18 protein-coding genes are annotated in these 17,423 nt (G+C 62.9%); 11 read left to right on the plus strand and 7 right to left on the minus strand.

Going from position 1 to position 17,423, the window contains the following annotated elements; genetic code table 11:
• Nucleotides 1-52: 52 nt before the first annotated feature.
• From FJ423_RS25385 to FJ423_RS25395, 3 genes are read left to right on the plus strand one after another with little or no spacing between them, the layout of a single operon-like run.
• Complete coding sequence (locus FJ423_RS25385; RefSeq protein ID WP_140845744.1) at nt 53-592, plus strand: invasion associated locus B family protein; 540 nt, start codon at nt 53-55, stop codon at nt 590-592.
• Between the two features lie 12 nt (nt 593-604).
• The gene (locus tag FJ423_RS25390) at nt 605-1,330 is read left to right on the plus strand and encodes a hypothetical protein (protein WP_140845745.1); all 726 of its coding nucleotides are present in this window, start codon (nt 605-607) and stop codon (nt 1,328-1,330) included.
• A gap of 49 nt (nt 1,331-1,379) precedes the next feature.
• The gene (locus tag FJ423_RS25395; RefSeq protein ID WP_095766862.1) at nt 1,380-1,856 is read left to right on the plus strand and encodes a DUF4189 domain-containing protein; all 477 of its coding nucleotides are present in this window, start codon (nt 1,380-1,382) and stop codon (nt 1,854-1,856) included.
• A gap of 49 nt (nt 1,857-1,905) precedes the next feature.
• Here the strand turns inward: FJ423_RS25395 and FJ423_RS25400 are convergent, their stop codons facing one another.
• Nucleotides 1,906-2,529 (minus strand): FMN-binding negative transcriptional regulator, encoded by a 624-nt coding sequence (locus FJ423_RS25400; RefSeq protein ID WP_140845746.1) that lies wholly within the window; start codon nt 2,527-2,529, stop codon nt 1,906-1,908.
• 86 nt (nt 2,530-2,615) lie between these two features.
• Between FJ423_RS25400 and FJ423_RS25405 the strand changes: the two genes are divergently transcribed.
• On the plus strand, nt 2,616-4,034 hold the full coding sequence (locus FJ423_RS25405; RefSeq protein ID WP_210239575.1) for a PLP-dependent aminotransferase family protein: 1,419 nt from the start codon (nt 2,616-2,618) through the stop codon (nt 4,032-4,034).
• A 12-nt stretch (nt 4,035-4,046) separates the two neighbouring features.
• On the opposite strand, the gene FJ423_RS25410 is transcribed toward FJ423_RS25405, so the two are convergent.
• Both FJ423_RS25410 and FJ423_RS25415 read right to left on the minus strand, forming a co-directional pair.
• The gene (locus tag FJ423_RS25410) at nt 4,047-4,868 is read right to left on the minus strand and encodes a L,D-transpeptidase (protein WP_095766864.1); all 822 of its coding nucleotides are present in this window, start codon (nt 4,866-4,868) and stop codon (nt 4,047-4,049) included.
• Between the two features lie 171 nt (nt 4,869-5,039).
• Nucleotides 5,040-5,702, minus strand: a complete 663-nt coding sequence (locus tag FJ423_RS25415) for a haloacid dehalogenase type II (protein WP_140845748.1) — start codon at nt 5,700-5,702, stop codon at nt 5,040-5,042.
• A gap of 151 nt (nt 5,703-5,853) precedes the next feature.
• On the opposite strand from FJ423_RS25415, the gene FJ423_RS25420 reads away from it, so the two are divergent.
• The 5 genes from FJ423_RS25420 to FJ423_RS25440 all read left to right on the plus strand — a co-directional run bounded on the left by FJ423_RS25420 (nt 5,854) and on the right by FJ423_RS25440 (nt 11,865).
• The gene (locus FJ423_RS25420) at nt 5,854-6,732 is read left to right on the plus strand and encodes a branched-chain amino acid aminotransferase (protein ID WP_140845749.1); all 879 of its coding nucleotides are present in this window, start codon (nt 5,854-5,856) and stop codon (nt 6,730-6,732) included.
• A gap of 210 nt (nt 6,733-6,942) precedes the next feature.
• Entirely contained in the window at nt 6,943-7,545 is a 603-nt protein-coding gene (locus FJ423_RS25425) for a superoxide dismutase (RefSeq protein ID WP_140845750.1), read from the plus strand.
• A gap of 192 nt (nt 7,546-7,737) precedes the next feature.
• Nucleotides 7,738-8,172: a cytochrome c gene (locus FJ423_RS25430; RefSeq protein WP_140845751.1), complete on the plus strand. Its 435-nt coding sequence runs from the start codon at nt 7,738-7,740 to the stop codon at nt 8,170-8,172.
• Between the two features lie 10 nt (nt 8,173-8,182).
• Nucleotides 8,183-9,127, plus strand: a complete 945-nt coding sequence (locus FJ423_RS25435) for a cytochrome c (RefSeq protein ID WP_140845776.1) — start codon at nt 8,183-8,185, stop codon at nt 9,125-9,127.
• Nucleotides 9,128-9,498: 371 nt separating this feature from the next.
• Entirely contained in the window at nt 9,499-11,865 is a 2,367-nt protein-coding gene (locus FJ423_RS25440) for an AMP-binding protein (RefSeq protein WP_281409012.1), read from the plus strand.
• Between the two features lie 81 nt (nt 11,866-11,946).
• Here the strand turns inward: FJ423_RS25440 and FJ423_RS25445 are convergent, their stop codons facing one another.
• Nucleotides 11,947-12,336 carry an SET domain-containing protein-lysine N-methyltransferase gene (locus FJ423_RS25445; RefSeq protein WP_095766869.1) on the minus strand — a complete coding sequence of 130 codons (390 nt, stop codon included), beginning with the start codon at nt 12,334-12,336 and terminating at the stop codon, nt 11,947-11,949.
• A 102-nt stretch (nt 12,337-12,438) separates the two neighbouring features.
• Nucleotides 12,439-14,550: a S9 family peptidase gene (locus tag FJ423_RS25450; RefSeq protein WP_140845752.1), complete on the minus strand. Its 2,112-nt coding sequence runs from the start codon at nt 14,548-14,550 to the stop codon at nt 12,439-12,441.
• Between the two features lie 109 nt (nt 14,551-14,659).
• On the opposite strand from FJ423_RS25450, the gene FJ423_RS25455 reads away from it, so the two are divergent.
• Nucleotides 14,660-15,028 carry an SH3 domain-containing protein gene (locus tag FJ423_RS25455; protein WP_140845753.1) on the plus strand — a complete coding sequence of 123 codons (369 nt, stop codon included), beginning with the start codon at nt 14,660-14,662 and terminating at the stop codon, nt 15,026-15,028.
• A 417-nt stretch (nt 15,029-15,445) separates the two neighbouring features.
• Nucleotides 15,446-15,871: a MucR family transcriptional regulator gene (locus FJ423_RS25460; protein WP_040991330.1), complete on the plus strand. Its 426-nt coding sequence runs from the start codon at nt 15,446-15,448 to the stop codon at nt 15,869-15,871.
• 80 nt (nt 15,872-15,951) lie between these two features.
• On the opposite strand, the gene FJ423_RS25465 is transcribed toward FJ423_RS25460, so the two are convergent.
• Together FJ423_RS25465 and FJ423_RS25470 are read right to left on the minus strand one after the other, a co-directional pair.
• Nucleotides 15,952-16,380 carry a SufE family protein gene (locus tag FJ423_RS25465; RefSeq protein WP_095767172.1) on the minus strand — a complete coding sequence of 143 codons (429 nt, stop codon included), beginning with the start codon at nt 16,378-16,380 and terminating at the stop codon, nt 15,952-15,954.
• 174 nt (nt 16,381-16,554) lie between these two features.
• Entirely contained in the window at nt 16,555-16,965 is a 411-nt protein-coding gene (locus tag FJ423_RS25470) for a DUF5330 domain-containing protein (RefSeq protein WP_140845754.1), read from the minus strand.
• Between the last annotated feature and the right edge of the window lie 458 nt (nt 16,966-17,423).

The following is a 17,423-nucleotide window of genomic DNA, read 5'->3' on the forward strand; positions in this document are numbered from 1 at the left end:
GGCAAGCAGCCCGTCCACGGTCGGGCGAGCCGTCTCTGCCGTGGCACTTTGCATGGTTTGCCTGCTCCTGTCCGGCCCGCGCGCGGCCGGGCAGGAGGCGGCCCAGCCCGCCTATCGGATAAAGCCTTCCGACGTCGCGGTGCCCGCGGGCGTGAAGCTTGGCGACTATCAGCGCACCACTCGTCCGTTCGAGAACTGGACGCTGATCTGCGACGAGAACCTGCAGGCCAGGAAGAAGGTCTGCAACATCGGCCAGTCTTTCATCGATCAAAGCCAGGCGTTGGTCTTCAGCTGGTCGCTCGCGGCCGACGAGAAAGGCAAACCCTTCATGATATTGCGGACTCCGAGCGCGGCAGGTAAGGGCAGCAAGCTTTCGCTGAGACTTGCCGGCCGCAAACAGCCGGTCGACGTTCAACTGCAGGGTTGCGATGCGTCGGTCTGCGTCGGCTATGTGCCCGTCGGCCCGGTGCTGCGCGAGCAGATCGGCAAGGAGACCACGGTCCAGGTTTCCTATTCCCTGCCGTCGGGGGCGACCGTCAACCTTGATGCCCCGTTCAAGGGACTCAAGACCGCGCTGTCGGCCATCAACTAGAAAGACTTCGAGATGACACGCCAATCCATCGAGGACAGAATCCTGTCGCACACCCAGCCGGCCGCGCTGCCGGAGCCGCCGGCAAGTCCGCCGCCACAGCGTTCGCCAGGCTGGCGCCTGGCGCGAAACACGGCGCTGCTCGGCGCGTTCGCGGTCTTGGTCGCGGCGGCGGTGGTCCTGTCGTTCCGTCTCTATCCCGCGCTTGGGACATTCGTCGCTGGCACGGCCTCCGCGCAGGCGCAGGCACCCATCCAGGGCAAGCCGACCGAAGCCGTGCCCGCGCCGGTCGACGCCTCGGCAAACAAGAATCCGTTTCAGGCGCATGTCGCGCAGGCAGGTGTCCGCACCTGCGCCAATCTCTTTGCCGCGATGGGGCAGGCTCTGACTGCCGGGTCGACCTATGCGATCCAGACGCAATGGGACAAAACCTCACCCGACACCCATGCCGTGCAGGCCGTCGCCGGGATGAGCTACAACCTGCCGGACTACAAGACGCAGGCCGCGGGCGTCGTTTTCGCCTCGCCTGTCGGCCAGAGCTGCGAGGGTGGCTTCATGCGCGTGGCGCCATTCCCGCGCTCTTGCCAGGAAGTCGCCGGAACGCTCCCGAAGGGCAGCCTGTTGGCGGACAATCTTTCGAACACGATGCTTTTCAACCTGGCCGACAATGCCGGCCAGGCGCTGCTGGTCCCGACCGGCAACACTTGCATCGTCGTCTCGGTCGCGCGCATGGGCGGCTAGAGCCGGGCATGACGGTCGACTGCTGAATAGCTGCAACTGGAGCACGAAGATGCTGATCAATCCCCGCCTTTCGATCCCGCTGCTTGCGGCGCTCGCCGGGCTTACGATTGCGAGCAACGCGGCTGACCTGATCGCCCCGTCACCGCCGGCGCAGACCGGCGAGGAAAAGGGCATCTGGGGCGCGATCGCCTACTCGCCGGGCGACGGCCGTCACGGCTTTTTCTGGGGCGCCGACAAGCGGCAGGAAGCGGAAGACATTGCGCTCAAGCATTGCGAGAATGCAGATGGCAAGGGCTGCCGGGTGGTCGAAGTGTTCCGCAACCATCGCCATTGGGACGATGATGACGGCACCGGCTTTCCCTATGAGCACTGCGCGGCGCTTTCGGTAGGCAAGAGCCGTGGCGAGGCGACGCCGTTCTGGAGTGCAGCATCAGCCGCGACCCGCCGCGAAGCCGAGGAGAAGGCGACAGCCCAGTGCGGAGGCGAGAGCAAGGAGTGCAAGATCCGCGAGTGGGTCTGCACCTGACTTGCTGCGGAACTCAAGCAGCCGCGGCGGTTGGCCGATATCGCGCCGTTCACACTGGAATGAGCGGCGCGACCTCGCGGTCTGAAGGCCGGTCGCTGGATGAGAGGCCGGACACGACACCGGCGCGATCGGCGGCGTTGCGGTTCTGGCTCATCTTGCGCTTGCCTTCGAGCTTTGTAATCGGCATGCGCAGGCCGACAATGCCCTTCAGCTGCGATTGGATGAAATCCGCCGGCGCGTCCGACACCGCCCAGCGCGCGGCGCGCTCGCCCTCATGCAGGTTGGTCAGGCGGGTCACGACCTCGAGCAGCCTGTCGGCATCCTCGAAGAATTCGATCGGCCCATGGGCGTGGACGGCGACATAGTTCCAGGTCGGGACGACCTTCCCGGTCTCCTGCTTGGTCTGGTACCAGGCCGGCGTCACATAGGCATCCGGGCCCATGAACATCGCCAGGCCGTTGCCCAGCGGCGGCACGTGCCACTGCGGGTTTGCCTTTGCGACGTGCCCGTAGATCACCCCATGCTCACCCTCGTTCTCGTCGAGCAAAAGCGGCAACGGCGTCGCCAACGGACCTTCCGCCGTGGCGGTGATCAGCGTCGCCAGACGCGCCGCGCGGATCGTAGCCATTAGGCTCTCTTGATCGTCGTCGCGGAAGGCAGGCGGGATGTACATGATGAAAACTCCTTGCGTTGCACAGCAAGATGCCGAAAAGCTGGCTTGCTTGGAACATCCAGTTTTGAAGGTTTTTGGTGGTCCAGTTGGAGCAGGACGGCGTCGCGCGCCGCATCATCGCGGCCATCAAGGCGCGGATCCACAGCGGCGCCTACAGGCCCGGTGATCGCTTGCCGTCGACGCGGGCCTTTGCCGCCGAATGGGGCGCGTCGCGGACCACGGTGACCGCCGCCTACAGCCAGCTCGATGCCGAGGGCTACCTGATCATCCGGCAAGGGGCGCGCGCGATCGTTGCTCCGGGACTGGAGAAAGCGCCGGGCGAAGCGCCCGTCGCGGCCGCTTCGCCACGGCACCTGTCGGCATTCGCGCGACGGTTGCTGACCCTACCTCCAGCGGCGTTGGCGCAGCCGGCCAAGATTGCGGATTTTCGCTATGGCGACCTGTCCGGAGCGGACTTTCCCGTGCTGGCTTGGCGGCGGGCGTCGAACAAGGCAATCGTCAACCGCGCCGCGCGGCTGCGCTATGGCGACCCGCAGGGCTCTTCCGGTCTGCGTAATGCGCTTCAGGCTTATCTCTGGCGGGCTCGCGGCATTAATTGCACGCCGGACCAGATCGTCATCGTCAACGGCTCGCAGCAGGGGCTCGACCTCTGCGCGCGACTGCTGCTCGACCCCGGTGACCCCTTTGTGATCGAGAACCCGGGCTATCTGCTGGCACGCCACGCCTTCGTGGCGGCGGGAGGCATTGCCGTGCCCGTTCCTGTCGATGCGGATGGACTACGGACGGAAAAGCTGCCGCCGGCCCGTCTCGCCTATGTGACGCCCTCGCACCAGTTTCCGCTTGGCGGCGTGCTTTCGGCAACGCGGCGGCGTTCGCTGCTGGCCTGGGCCGCCGGCACGAGGGCCTATATTGTGGAAGACGATTATGACGGCGAATACCGTCACGACATCAGCCTCATTCCGCCGCTGCAGGCGCTGGACGCGGACACGGTCATCTATGTCGGCACGTTGTCCAAGACGCTCTCGCCGACCTTGAGGCTCGGCTATCTCGTCGTTCCCGTCAGCCTGCGCCAGGCGTTCGGCGAGGCCAAGCGCCTGACCGACCGGCATGCTCCGATGCTGGAGCAGGACGTGCTGGCCGAGCTGCTGGCGAGCGGCGCCTACGAACGCCACGTGCGCAGCATCCGCAGGAAGAACGCTGAGCGCAGACAGGTCCTGCTGAAGGCTTTGACTGACCATCTGGGGCCGCGGGTCACTGTCGCCGGAGCCGATACCGGCCTGCATGTCGTCGCCTGGATGAACGGCATCGATGCAGGACGCGAACCGGCGATCATCGCCGCGTCGCGCGCGGCCGGCATCGGCCTCTATCCCGTGTCGCCCCTTTATGATCCGAGCGAACCCAGGCCGGAAATGGCCGGCTTCATCCTGGGCTACGCCGGGCTCGACGCGGAGGCATTGCGACGCGGCGTCGCGGTGCTGGCCGCCATTTTGGCCGAGCACCGCTGACCGATTGGGGTCTTAGAAAATCTCGTTGGTGAGGCGCTTCACCGGGCCGAGCAGGATCGAGCCCGTCGGCACGCCATTGTCGATCGGGATCGCCTTGCGCTCCGGCATGTCCTCTTCAGGCGCGCCGATATTGGCCGTCACGATGACCGGCGTCTTGGTCGGCACGCGGTCGTAGAGGTCGATGATGTCTTGGTTGATCAGACGTACGCAGCCCGACGACACCGACTTGCCGATCGACCACCATTCGGGCGAGCCGTGCAGGCGATAGAGCGTGTCCTGATTGCCCTGGAAGAGATAGAGCGCGCGCGCCCCGAGCGGGTTCTTCAGGCCGCCTGGCATGCCGCCATTCTTGGCGCTGAATTGCGTCAGCTCCGGCTGGCGGGCCACCATCTCGTCCGGCGGCGTCCATTTCGGCCATTTCTGCTTCCACTGCACGACCGCGTCGCCCGACCATTCGAAGCCGGCGCGGCCGAGGCCGACGCCGTAGCGGATCGCCTGGCCGCCCTCGCGCACCAGATAGAGGAAGTGGCCGGTGGTATCGACGACGATGGTGCCCGGACGCTGTCCGGTCGGATCGGGGACGATCTGGCGCAAGAATCTGTGATCGATCTTGTTGACTGGGATGGCCGGCAGGTCGAAGCCATTGTCCGACATTGCGCCATACATCGTCTCGTAATCGCCGAGCGGCGGCTCGACATAGGCGGGCGGCGGCGGCTGGACGGGGGCTGGTGCAGGACCGGTGGTGGTGCAGGCGGACACGGCGGCCGAGGCAGCGCCGAGGGCTGTGAAATTGAGGAAGCCACGGCGGCTGATGCGGAAGGAAGCGTCTGACATGGTTGCCTTTTCTAGGTCTTAATTCGCAAGAAAGCATGAACCCGCGGGCACGTCGCGGCGGCATTCATAACAGTCGGCGGCGATAGGCGGTTCCAATTCTGGCCTGAGGGTGGACAGAAAAAGGCGAAGCTGTGACCGCGCCACAGCTGTTGCCCTGCAGCAACAGCGGCGTCAGATCTCTGCCAGGAGACCTTCGAGCGAAGGCAAGATCAGCCCCGGCGGGAGGTCGCGATACTCGTCCGGCTGGTTGGTCCGGTTGATCCAGACCGTGCGAAAACCGAATCTCGTCGCGCCGGCGATGTCCCAGCGGTTCGACGACTGGAACGAGACCGCGCCGGGGTAAAGCCGCCAGCCGGTGACCACCATGTCGTACACCGACGGGTCGGTCTTGAAGCGTTTGACCTGGTCGACCGAAAACACGTCGTCGAGGATCTGGTCAAGCGCCGCGGATTTGACCGCCGCGTCGAGCATTTCAGGCGAGCCGTTGGATAAAATAGCGAGCTTCGCGCCCGACGCCTTGAGCGCCTTCAGCACGGCAGGCACTTCCGGATAGCAGTCGAGTCGCCAATAGGCGTCGAGCAGTTTCGTCCGCAGCGCCGGATCGGCCGAGGGCACCTTGCGCAAAGCGAAATCCAGCGCCTGCTCGGTCAGTTGCCAGAAGTCGGCGTATGATCCCATCAGCGTCCGCACCCAGGAATATTCGAGCTGCTTGGCGCGCCAGATTTCGGAGAGAAGCTGGCCGTCCGGGCCGATCTCGCCGGCGTGGCGGCGCACGGCGGCGTGCACGTCGAACAACGTGCCATAGGCGTCGAAGACATAAGCCGCATGATGCATGTCTCAAGTTTTGCGGCGCGCAGGCTTGCCGCGCAAGCATTGATTGCGGCCAAGTGCCTCTGGCCCCAACGATTTTTCCCGATGTCAATTGACGCCAGCCGTCAAAGCATCGTCCTATGGCCGACTGAAATCACTCAATTGGACGGCGACCATGACACTGGCGGCGGCGGCGCAAACCGCGACTTGGACCTATGTGGACGGCGACTGGTACGAGGGCAACGTCGCCATTCTCGGGCCGCGCAGCCACGCCATGTGGCTCGGCACCAGCGTCTTTGACGGCGGCCGCTGGTTCGAGGGCGTCGCGCCCGACCTCGATCTGCACTCCGCTCGCGTCAACGCTTCCGCTATCGCGCTTGGCCTGAAGCCTTCGATGACGACGGAAGAGATCGTCGGCCTGACTTGGGATGGCCTGAAGAAATTCGACGGCAAGACGGCGGTCTATGTAAGGCCGATGTATTGGGCCGAGCATGGCGGCTATATGGGCGTGCCGGCCGACCCGGCCTCGACCCGGTTCTGCCTCTGCCTCTATGAATCGCCGATGATCCCGCCATCCGGCTTTTCGATCGGCGTTTCGCCGTTCCGGCGCCCGACCATCGAGACCATGCCCACCAACGCCAAGGCCGGCTGCCTCTACCCAAACAATGGCCGTGCCATTCTGGAGGCCAAGAACCGCGGCTTCGACAACGCTTTGGTGCTAGATATGCTGGGCAATGTCGCCGAGACCGGGACCTCCAATATCTTCCTGGTCAAGGACGGTCATGTGATGACACCGGCCCCGAACGGCACGTTTCTGTCGGGCATCACCCGCTCGCGCACCATCAGCCTGCTCGGCGACTACGGTTTCAGGACCACCGAGAAGACGCTGTCGGTCCGCGATTTCCTCGAAGCCGACGAGATATTCTCGACCGGCAACCACTCGAAAGTGGTGCCCGTCACGCGCATCGAAAACCGCGATCTGCAGCCCGGTCCGGTGGCCAAGAAGGCGCGCGAGCTCTATTGGGAATGGGCGCATTCGACGTCCGCCGCCTGACCCGCTGGAGCGTTTCACCGTTTCAGGGAAACGGCGACACGCTCCATCTTCCTGTTTTGCGCAATTCCGCACGGAAAACCGTTTCGCACTTTTCCTGGAATTGCTCTAAAAAGTCGCTCGGCGCTCCATTCCGGAGTTGCCCCGATCCATTCCAGACCTATCTTAGCCCGGTAGTATCACCGGACTTTTTTCCTCGAGGGAGTACCATCCATGGCTTTTGAGTTGCCCGCCTTGCCCTATGACTACGAGGCCTTGCAGCCTTACATGTCGAAGGAGACGCTGGAGTATCACCACGACAAGCACCACAAGGCCTATGTCGACAACGGCAACAAGCTGGCGGCCGAGGCCGGAATGGGCGACCTGTCGGTCGAAGAGGCCGTGAAGCAGTCCTTCGGCAAGAATGCCGGGCTCTTCAACAACGCCGCCCAGCACTACAACCACATCCATTTCTGGAAGTGGATGAAGAAGGGCGGCGGCGGCAACAAGCTGCCGGGCGCGCTGCAGAAGGCGGTCGACAGCGATCTCGGCGGCTACGACAAGTTCAAGGCGGATTTCATCGCCGCCGGCACCACCCAGTTCGGCTCCGGCTGGGCCTGGGTCTCGGTCAAGAACGGCAAGCTGGAAATCTCCAAGACCCCGAACGGCGAGAACCCGCTGGTCCATGGCGGCTCGCCGATCCTCGGCGTCGACGTCTGGGAGCACTCCTATTACATCGACTACCGCAACGCGCGGCCGAAATACCTCGAAGCCTTCGTCGACAGCCTGATCAACTGGGACTACGTCCTGGAGCTTTATGAGAAGGCTAAAGCCTGAGTGATTTTGACGAAAAGCCCCGGTTCGCCGGGGCTTTTCTTTTTCAGGAGAAACCCGGCAAAATCGTCACGGTGCCGGGGAATAATCCCGCCATCACGCCCGTTAACGTCAGAGCAGTTCCAGGAAAAGTGTTGAACGGTTTTCCGTCCGGAATTGCGCCAGCAAACCCTCTTCATCCACGGAGCCAATTGAATGAGAAAGCTTGTCATCGCCATCTCTATGCTTGCCTTTGCCGGCTCGGCCCATGCCGACCCGATCAAGGGTCGCCAGGCCCTGATGAAGGAACGCGGCAAGCTCGCCGGGCAGATCTCGAAGGTGGTCAAGGGCGAGACGCCTTTCGATGCCGCCGCCGTGCTGGACGCGCTGAAGGCACTGCAAGCCAATGCAGAGAAGTTCGATGTCGACACGCTGTTCCCTGCCGGCTCCGACAAGGGCGACACCACGGCCGCGCCGAAGATCTGGGAAGACATGGCGGGCTTCAAGGCGGCCGAGGACAAGTTCCTGGCCGATACCAAGGCCGCGGTCGCTTCCCCGCCGGCCGATGTCGACGCGCTGAAGGCGCAGCTCAACACGCTGGGCGGCGATTGCGGCACCTGCCATCAGACCTACCGGATCAAGAAGAGCTGATCGCTTGACGATGGCCTGGCTGAAGAAGCTTGTCGGCGCCGTCATCGTGCTTGGCGCCGCCGCGGCTGGCGCCAGCTGGGTTCTGTCGGCACCGGTCAGGCTGGACGCCGGCACCGTCGCTGATCTTGGCCCTGGCGACGCCGCCAGGGGAAAGCGGATCTTCTACGCCGGGGGCTGCACCTCCTGCCACGCCAGACCTGGCGCCCAGGGCGACGCCCGCCTCGAGCTCGTCGGCGGTCTGGAACTCAAGACACCGTTCGGCACCTTCGTTCCGCCCAACATCTCGCAGGACCGGAAGGACGGCATCGGCGCCTGGAGCGAGGCGGACTTCGCCAACGCCATGCTGAAAGGCGTCTCTCCTTCCGGCGAGCATTTCTATCCGGCCTTCCCCTATGCCTCCTACGCGCGCATGAAGCCGGCCGACGTCGCCGATCTCTACGCCTTCATGAAGACGCTGCCGGCGGTTGCGGGCAAGGCGCCGGATCACAGGCTTTCCTTCCCCTTCACCATCCGTCGCGGCATTGGCCTCTGGAAGCTTGTTTATCTCAGCCCCGAACCGGTGATCGCGCTGCCAGAGGGCGCGCCGGACAAGGTTCTCGCCGGCCGCTATCTGGTCGAGGGTCCGGGCCATTGCGGCGAATGCCACACGCCGCGCGATTTCGCCGGCGGCGTCAAGAAGGCCGAGTGGCTGGCGGGCGCCGTGGCCGCCGAAGGCTCGGGCGTTGTGCCCAATATCACCCCGCAGGGCGGCACCAAGGACTGGTCCGAGGCCGACATCGCCAATTACCTCGAAACCGGCTTCACACCCGATTTCGATTCGGTCGGCGGCCCCATGGTCGACGTGCAGCGCAACATCGCGCAACTGACCGCCGACGACCGCGCGGCGATTGCCGCCTACCTCAAGGCCGTCCCGCCGCACCCCAACGGCTATCCGGCGCGCAAGCCGGCGAGTTAACCTGCGCACGCGGCGTCAAACCCGCGACCATACATGATGGCGTAAAGCGGTTTGGCTTGCCCAATCGGTGGCGAATTAGTTGACTTGAATACTCATGTATTATAGGCGCTTCGGGCCAATTCCCCGAGGACCGAAGCTTGCCCACGCCCTCCATCGACCTTGTGTCCGAATTCACCGATGACGAGCAGCGCGTGGCGCTTGTCCTCGCCGGCGGACGCATGCTGTCCTACAGGGAACTCGGCGGTCTCGCGCTAGACTTCGCGTCGCAGTTGGGACGAAGACAAAAGCGGCTCGTGGCGATTGCGGCGGAAGCTTCCGAGCACGCAGTCGCCGCCTATATCGGAGCCCTGCAGGCTGGGCACGCAGCGGCCATGCTGCCGCCGTGCGACAATAGGCTTTGGGATGATTTCCAGGCAGCCTTCCAGCCGGATTTCACCTACAGGCCAATTGACGGCCGCTGGCGTCTCGTTGAGGAAGCCCGATCAGCTGGAGATGCGGAGCCGCTGCATCCCGATCTCGCGCTGCTGCTGATGACATCCGGCAGCTCGGGCGCTGCCAAGGCGGTCAGGCTTTCCTACGGCAATCTCGAATCCAATGCACGCTCGATCGCGGCCTATCTCGAGCTCTCTTCCTTCGACCGGGCCGCTCTCGTGCTGCCTCTCCACTATTCCTATGGGCTGTCGGTCCTCAATTCGCATCTGATTGCGGGCGCTAGCGTCCTCTTCACCGGCATGTCGGTCATGGACAGCGACTTCGTCAGCACGATAGACCACGGCGGCTGCACGAATCTGTCTGGTGTCCCGTATTCTTACGAGCTTCTGGAACGGGTGCGTTTCCGCGACGCCGAGCTCAAGGCGTTGCGCATGATGACGGTGGCGGGCGGAGCGCTTGGCCCGGACCTCATCCGCCTTTATCGGAACCACATGGTCGCCAGGGGCGGCCGCTTCTTCGTCATGTATGGCCAGACCGAGGCGACGGCACGCATGGCTTTCGTGCCGCCTGAGAGCCTTTCCGACAAGGAGGATCGGATCGGCGTGGCGATCCCGGGCGGCAGCCTCGGTGTCGTCGACGCTGCAGGCGAGCCGATCAGCCAACCAGGCATTCCCGGAGAGCTCGTCTATCGCGGTCCGAACGTAATGATGGGTTACGGCAAGCGGCGCCTCGACCTCGAGCGCGGCGCAGAGCTCGAGACCCTGAACACTGGCGACATTGCCGTACGGGACCAACATGGTTTCTTCCGCATCGTCGGGCGCAGAAGCCGCTTCGCCAAGATCGCAGGCCTCAGGATCGGCTTCGATACGATGGAGCAGGCGCTGGAGCGCGCCGGCATTGCCGCCGCGGTGGTTGGCGACGATGGGGGATTGCAGGTCTATGTGATCGGTGCCGACCCGATGGGGAGAGCACGGCGCATTCTTGCCGAGATCAGCCATCTGCCAGCCAATCTGGTTCGGGTTGCGACGCGCGAGGACTTTCCCAGACTTGCCTCTGGCAAGATCGACTATGCCTGCCTCCAGCAGGAGATGTTGGAAGGGCGAACGGAAATCCGCTGTGAGCGGGGCGGTCTGCTCGGTGCCTACGCCCGCGTATTCTATCCCCTGGCCGTCGGCCGCAATGACAGCTTCGTCTCTCTTGGCGGGGATTCCCTTCGATTCCTGCAATTGGCTCTGGAACTCGAGCGTCTCGGCATGAACCTGCCGGACGGATGGGAACGCTTGAGCATTGCCGAGCTGGCAAACCGCCAGGCGGCGGGACTTCCCGAACACCGGCACGCAAGCGAGATGCCGACCGATTTAGTGCTGAGGGTTATCGGGATCCTGCTGGTGGTCGTGCATCACGAAACGCTGTGGCCCATCCCCGGCGGCTCCGGCGTCATGATGCTGCTGGCCGGCTACAGCCTTGCTCGTTTCCAGTCGGCCCATTTCCTTGCCGGTCGAATTGGGCACGCGCTCAAACCAGCGATCGACGTCCTGATCCCGTATTTTCTCATTGTCGCCGCTTACGCTGCAGCCTGGCGGACGATCCCCTGGGCTTCGATGACGCTTACTGGGAATTTCGGCTATGCCGAACCGGAGCGTCACGAGATGATTCCGTACCTTTACTGGTTCATCGAGGCCTATTCGCAGACGCTCCTGCTCTTCGCTCTAATCTTTGCCATTCCTGCAGTCCGCAAGCTTGCCCGGGCTCACCCCTTCGTTTTCTCGCTTGGCCTTTTGGGGGTTGCCGCTGTCGCGCGCTTTTCGTCCCCATCGCTCGTCGACCTAGGCAACCGCCAGATATTCACGACCTATTGGGTTTTCCATTTGGCCGTATTCGGTTGGTGTGCCTGTTTCGCCGACACTCCGGCGAGAAAGCTGACTCTGACCGCGCTTGCCGCCGCTGTGCTGGGTTATTTGGCCTTCTGGGAGTCGGTCTGGTTCGGGACGACGGTCAAATATCTGATGATCTTCGCGGCGCTTTTGGTCCTTCTTTACCTGCCGCGCGTTCGCCTGCCGGCCGGGATAGGGCGGCTGGTTGCCCAGGTCGCCGTCGCGGCGTTTCCGATCTACCTTTTCCACCGTTTCGTCCCGGAAATATTGATGGCGCCCGCCGCGGGCAAGCTGCCGGTTCCGATCTTCCAGCTGCTCGCGATCGTCGGTGGCATTGCCTTAGGCATCGTTTCCGGCAAGGCCTTGGCAGGCATCCGAAACCTGCGTGGCAGATTGGCCCTGGGACGCCAGCCGGAATTGCTCTCCGCCTGATCCACGCTCGTGCCGCTCTAAATCAAAGTGATGGAGCATGACGTCGTCCGAAAACCGCTCCACACTTTTCGGCATCATGCTCTACGGGTGGCGGTCGCCCAGGAAGTCGAAGCCGTTCTCGAAAAAGTGGTTGTAGTCGCAGGTCAGCTCCTCGCCGGGCGCGATGTCGCGCAACGCATAGGCCTCTTCCGGAGAGGAGATATCGCAGTTCGGGTCGTCTGCGTGGTTCATATAGCGGGCATCGTCCGCCTCGAAGACGATGAAGTTGGGATCGCGCCGGTCCGGATAGGAATAGCGGTCGAGATAGGACTTCACCGGGCCGGATTCGCCCTCATAGGTCTCTACGGGAATGCGTCGATCGAACCTTGGATCGAGCTTCCAGATCAATGTGCCCCGCGCAATGCGGTGTTTGGCGAAGACGCCGATGCCCTGGATGGGCGATTTGTCGAGATAGACGTCGACGAGCAGCATAGCGAACCTTGCGAATGTATCTGGACGCGGCCCCGAAATGGCCACGACCGAAAACGACGGCGCATTGCCTAGCGCGCGAGCCGTGCGATTGCGAGTAGAAAATCAGGCCTTGCCTGTCACTTTCAAGGCAAAGGCGTAAATATAGGCGATCTCCTCCAGCCGCGAGAAGCGACCCGAGGCGCCGGCATGGCCGGAGTCCATGTTGATCTTGAACAGGACCGGGTTGCCGCCTGCCTTGCGTTCGCGAAGCCGCGCCACCCATTTCGCCGGCTCCCAATAGGTGACGCGCGGATCGGTCAGGCCCGCCAGCGCCAGGATCGGCGGATAGTCGAGCGCCGCCACATTGTCGTAGGGCGAATAGGCTGCGATCGTCGCGTAGTCGGTGGCGGACGCGATCGGATTGCCCCATTCCGGCCATTCCGGCGGCGTCAGCGGCAGGCTGGCGTCGAGCATGGTGGTCAGCACATCGACGAACGGCACCTCGGCGACGATGCCGCCGAAGCTTTCCGGGGCCAGGTTGGCGATCGCCCCCATCAGCATGCCGCCGGCGGAGCCCCCCTGCGCCACAATGCGGTCGTGCTCAGTGTAGCGCTCGGCAACGAGATGGCGGGCGCAGGCGATGAAATCGGTGAAGGTGTTCATCTTCCTTGCCCGCTTGCCGTCCTCGTACCAACCGTACCCCTTGTCCTTGCCGCCGCGCACGTGCGCGATGGCATAGACAAAGCCGCGGTCGACCAGCGACAGGCAATTGGTGTTGAAAGCGGAAGGAACGGTGATGCCATAGGAGCCGTAGCCGTAAAGCAGGCAGGGCGCGGAACCGTCGAGGGGCGTGTCGCGATGATATAGCAGCGAGATCGGCACCAACTCGCCGTCGTCTGCCGGCGCCATCAGCCGGCGCGTGACATAGTGCGCAGGATCGTGGCCGGAGGGCACTTCCTGCGTCTTCAAAAGCACGCGTTCGCGGCTGCGCATATTATAGTCGAACACCTGCGCTGGCGTCGTCATCGACGAATAGGTGAAGCGCATCACGTCGGTGTCATATTCGTAGGAGCCGGACAGACCGAGCGAAAAAGCTTCCTCGTCGAAAGAGATGAAATGTTCCTCGCCGCTGGCGCGCTCGCGCACGACGATGCGCGGCAGGCCTTCCTTGCGCTCGAGCCGGACCATGTGATGCTTGAAGCCGAGCACCGACAGGATCAGCCGGCCGGGCTCGTGCGGCACCAGTTCCTGCCAGTTGGCGCGCCCGGGATTGTCGACCGGCGCGGTCATGATCTTGAAGTCCTTGGCGCCGTCGGCATTGGTGAGGACGAAGAAGACGTCGCCGCCTTCTTCCAGATCGTATTGCAGGCCGGTCTCGCGCACCGCCACAAGCTTCGGCTCTGCGGTTGGATCATCGGCGGGCAGCAGGCGGTATTCCGACGTTTCATGATCGTTGATGCCGATCATGATCCAGTCGTTGGCGCGCGTGCCGCCGACATCCATGAAGAAGCCCGGATCGGTCTCCTCATAGATCAACCGGTCGTTTTCGGACCTGTCGCCCAGCGCGTGGAAGAACACTTTCGACGGACGATGGTTGTCGTCGAGACGGGTATAGAAGAAGCCGCCGTCGCCGGCGTCCCAGACCCCGCCGCCGCCCGTATCCGGGATCTGGTCGGCAAGTTCTTTGCCGCTCGCAAGATCGCGCACGCGCAGCGTGAAGAACTCCGAACCCTTGTCGTCGAAGCCCCACAGCAGCTTCCTGTGGTCGGCCGAATGGTCGACGCCGCCAAGCCGGAAATAGGGCTTGCCCTCGGCTTCCGCGTCGCCGTCGAGCAGGATCTCCTCAGTGCCGCCGTCGCGCGGCGTGCGGAAATAGCGCGGCTGCTCGCCGCCCTGCCGGAACGACGATCCGTAGGCATAGCGGCCGTCCTTCATGGGCACCGTCGAGTCATCCTCCTTGATGCGCCCCTTCATCTCGGCAAACAGCCTGGCGCGCAGGTCCGCGGTGCCGGCCATGAGCGCGGCCTGATAGGCGTTCTCGGCATTGAGATGGGCGCGGATGCGGCCGTCGAGCAGGGAAGGGTCGCGGAACACGGCCTGCCAGTTGTCGGCCCGCATCCAGGCATAGTCGTCGCTGCGGGTGATGCCATGATGCGCGTCGGAAGCCGGGTGTTTCTCAGGGGTCGGCGGGCTGGCGGCCGGGAAGGCGGAAGTCAAGGCGGAAGCTCTGGTCATTACGTCTCGCTGCGGAATTTGCTTGAATGCCGAATGAACACGCCGCTCAGCGGCGGTTCAAGGGGCGCGGTCCAAGTTGGTCTTCAGAAGCCAAGTTGAAGGGGGAAAGATGAAATCCTGTGTTCTTATCGCGGTGGCAGTTGCGGTCGCAGTATCCGTTCTGGCTTTTTCCACCCAGTCTCATGCAACCGTCTTTGCCGCCTGGCAAGTGGCGGGGGTGCCGTTCGGCGATACGCTCAATGCGCGAAAATATCCGTCCAATGCATCGCAGAAACAGGCCGCCTATCCGAACGGTACGGTGCTGCAGATGACCGGCCACTGCACCGGTGGCGTAAACCTGCTCGATATCGGCCGGCAGCCACAATGGAAGCAGCGCCAGGCGATCCGCTATCGCTGGTGCGAGATCTGGCACGATCCGGCGCAGAATGGTCATTTCGTCACCGGCTGGGTCTACGGCAAATACATCGCGCCTTACTGATGGATCCCGTCGCGTCGCCTTGTCGGGTCCAGCCGCCAAGGCGGTATCCTTGCGCTTCGCTGTGCCGCAGGATTCGTTGTGCAGGTGAAAGGGCACCCAAGCATTAGCCAAGCATTGAACGTGGTGTCGAGTGGCGATCGGATGTCTAACATGCGGATGACGCAACGTCATGCCATGCTGGTCTGACCAGAAAAATCTCGCGAAGTTACACGGCGCACGAATTTTTGAAGCTGAATCGGCAATGTTGATGAATATCGACCAATATAAGTCAATATGCGAATTGACTTACTTTCAATGCGGCGTCATTAAGATAACCGACGCGAATCTCAGAGCCTTTCCTGAACGAAATCCGCGCGATGCCCGATCCATAAAAAAGGGCGCAGTTTTAGAAACAACTCTCGTTGGGGCCTTAGCACTATGGAAATCGTCGAAACACCTTCGAAAAACGGTGACGCGCTGATCGAGCTGACCGCCGATGTCGTCGCCGCCTATGTCAGCAACAATCCGGTGCCGGTTGGGGAACTGCCGAACCTTATCGCCGACGTCCATGCCGCGTTGGGCCGCGTCGGTGGCTCGTCGGAGCAGCCGTCGGCTGAGAAGCAGAAGCCGGCCGTCAATCCGAAGCGCTCGGTCCATGACGACTACATCGTCTGTCTCGAGGACGGCAAGAAGTTCAAGTCGCTGAAGCGGCATCTGATGACCCACTACAATCTCACGCCGGAAGAGTATCGTGAGAAGTGGGGCCTGGACGCCAACTATCCGATGGTCGCCCCAAATTATGCTGCCGCCCGCTCGCAGCTCGCCAAGAAGATGGGTCTGGGCCGCAAGCGCAAGGGCCGTTGATAGGTCTCAGCTCGTCAAGCAGTTCGACGGCGCCCTTGCGGCGCCGTTTTGCTTTCCTGATGGGAGCGATATCGGCCGGATCAGGCCGTCTGCTTCAGCGCCGCTTCCGCATCGCGCTTGATGCGCTTGACCATCGAACGGAGGCCGTTGGCGCGCTGCGGCGACAGATGTTCGTCAAGGCCGAGCTCCTTCAGGGTCGCTTCGGCGTCCGTGTTCTGGATTTCGCTTGCCCGCCGGCCCGAAAACAGCGCCAGCATGATGGCGACGAGGCCGCGCACGATATGGGCGTCCGAATCGCCCTGGAAGCCGATCACCGGATCGGCGCCCGCTCCCTGCTTGGTGGTGAGCCACACCTGGCTCACACAGCCAGGCACCTTGTTCGCAGCCGTGCGCTCCTCCTCAGGGAAAGGCGGCAGGCTCTCGCCGAGCTCGATCACATAGCGATAACGGTCCTCCCACTCGTCGAGCAGGGAAAAGTCGTCGCGGATGGTCTGAATCGAGGTGGCCATTGCCCGCATATAGTGGCCCGACACGGCCGCGTCACGGAAAAAGAAAGACGCCGCGGGCGTCGAGAGGTCGGACGGGGCCCGCGGCGTTAGAGCAATTCTGGGAAACGTGCGTAGGCGGTTTTGCGCCAGGAATTGCACTAAAATTAAAGTGCCGAGCGAACGGCCGGAAAGAATTCAGTTCTTGGCCGTCAACATCACCGGAATGTTGACCTTGGTCGGCAACACGATGTCCTCGGCGACGCTGCCGGTGGTCGTGACGGAGCCATCCGCGACCTTCGTTTCGGGCGTGCCTGCCTGCCCGGACTGCCCGGACTGCCCCGACTGCTTGTCGTCGATCATGGCCGCGGCGATCTTGGCCGTTTCCTTGGCGCGAACGGTGATGGTGTACATGGCCGATTTGCCGGTCTCGCAGACATCGGGCTTGCGCTCGCAGAGCCCTGCAATGTCGCCGACCGCCTCGCGCGCCGCAAACAGCGCCTGGATCGGTCCGACGCTCTGCTGGCCGTTTTCGCCCGGGCCGACGCCGAGCGGCAGCGCCAGCAGCACCAGCGAAAACCAGAAAGCCATCCTGATCAGAAAGCCCATCTTACTTTGCCTCTCATCCGGGATGGAATGATGCATCCATCCGTGACGGATCACGCATCCATCGGCATGACCTCTTTTATGGGCACGATAGTGGCATGGTCACGCAAAGGACGGCTTGCATCGAGGCCGCGAATTTTCCTCAAATTTTAGGCAAATTCGAAAGGATCGGTTTTGATATGGGCTTGTGTCGAATCTCATCGACTTCGTTAACTTTATGATAACCATGTATCACATTGTTATTAAACGATTTTACTCCAGGCAGAACTTAGTCGGTTCAAGTTCCGGCCCGTTTTGGCACAGGCCTTGCGGCTAACCCGCCGTTTACCATGGCGCTAACTCGGCATGCTTTGCCGGGCTGGCATCACAATATTTGCCTTGGCGCGGTCGCCGGCTTCGCCAGCCTTATCCATTCCTTAAACGCTGGATGCGAGTTTCAAGCCAATTGATGAGTCACCTGC

This window comes from Mesorhizobium sp. B2-8-9 (genome assembly GCF_006439475.1).
Classification (GTDB): domain Bacteria; phylum Pseudomonadota; class Alphaproteobacteria; order Rhizobiales; family Rhizobiaceae; genus Mesorhizobium.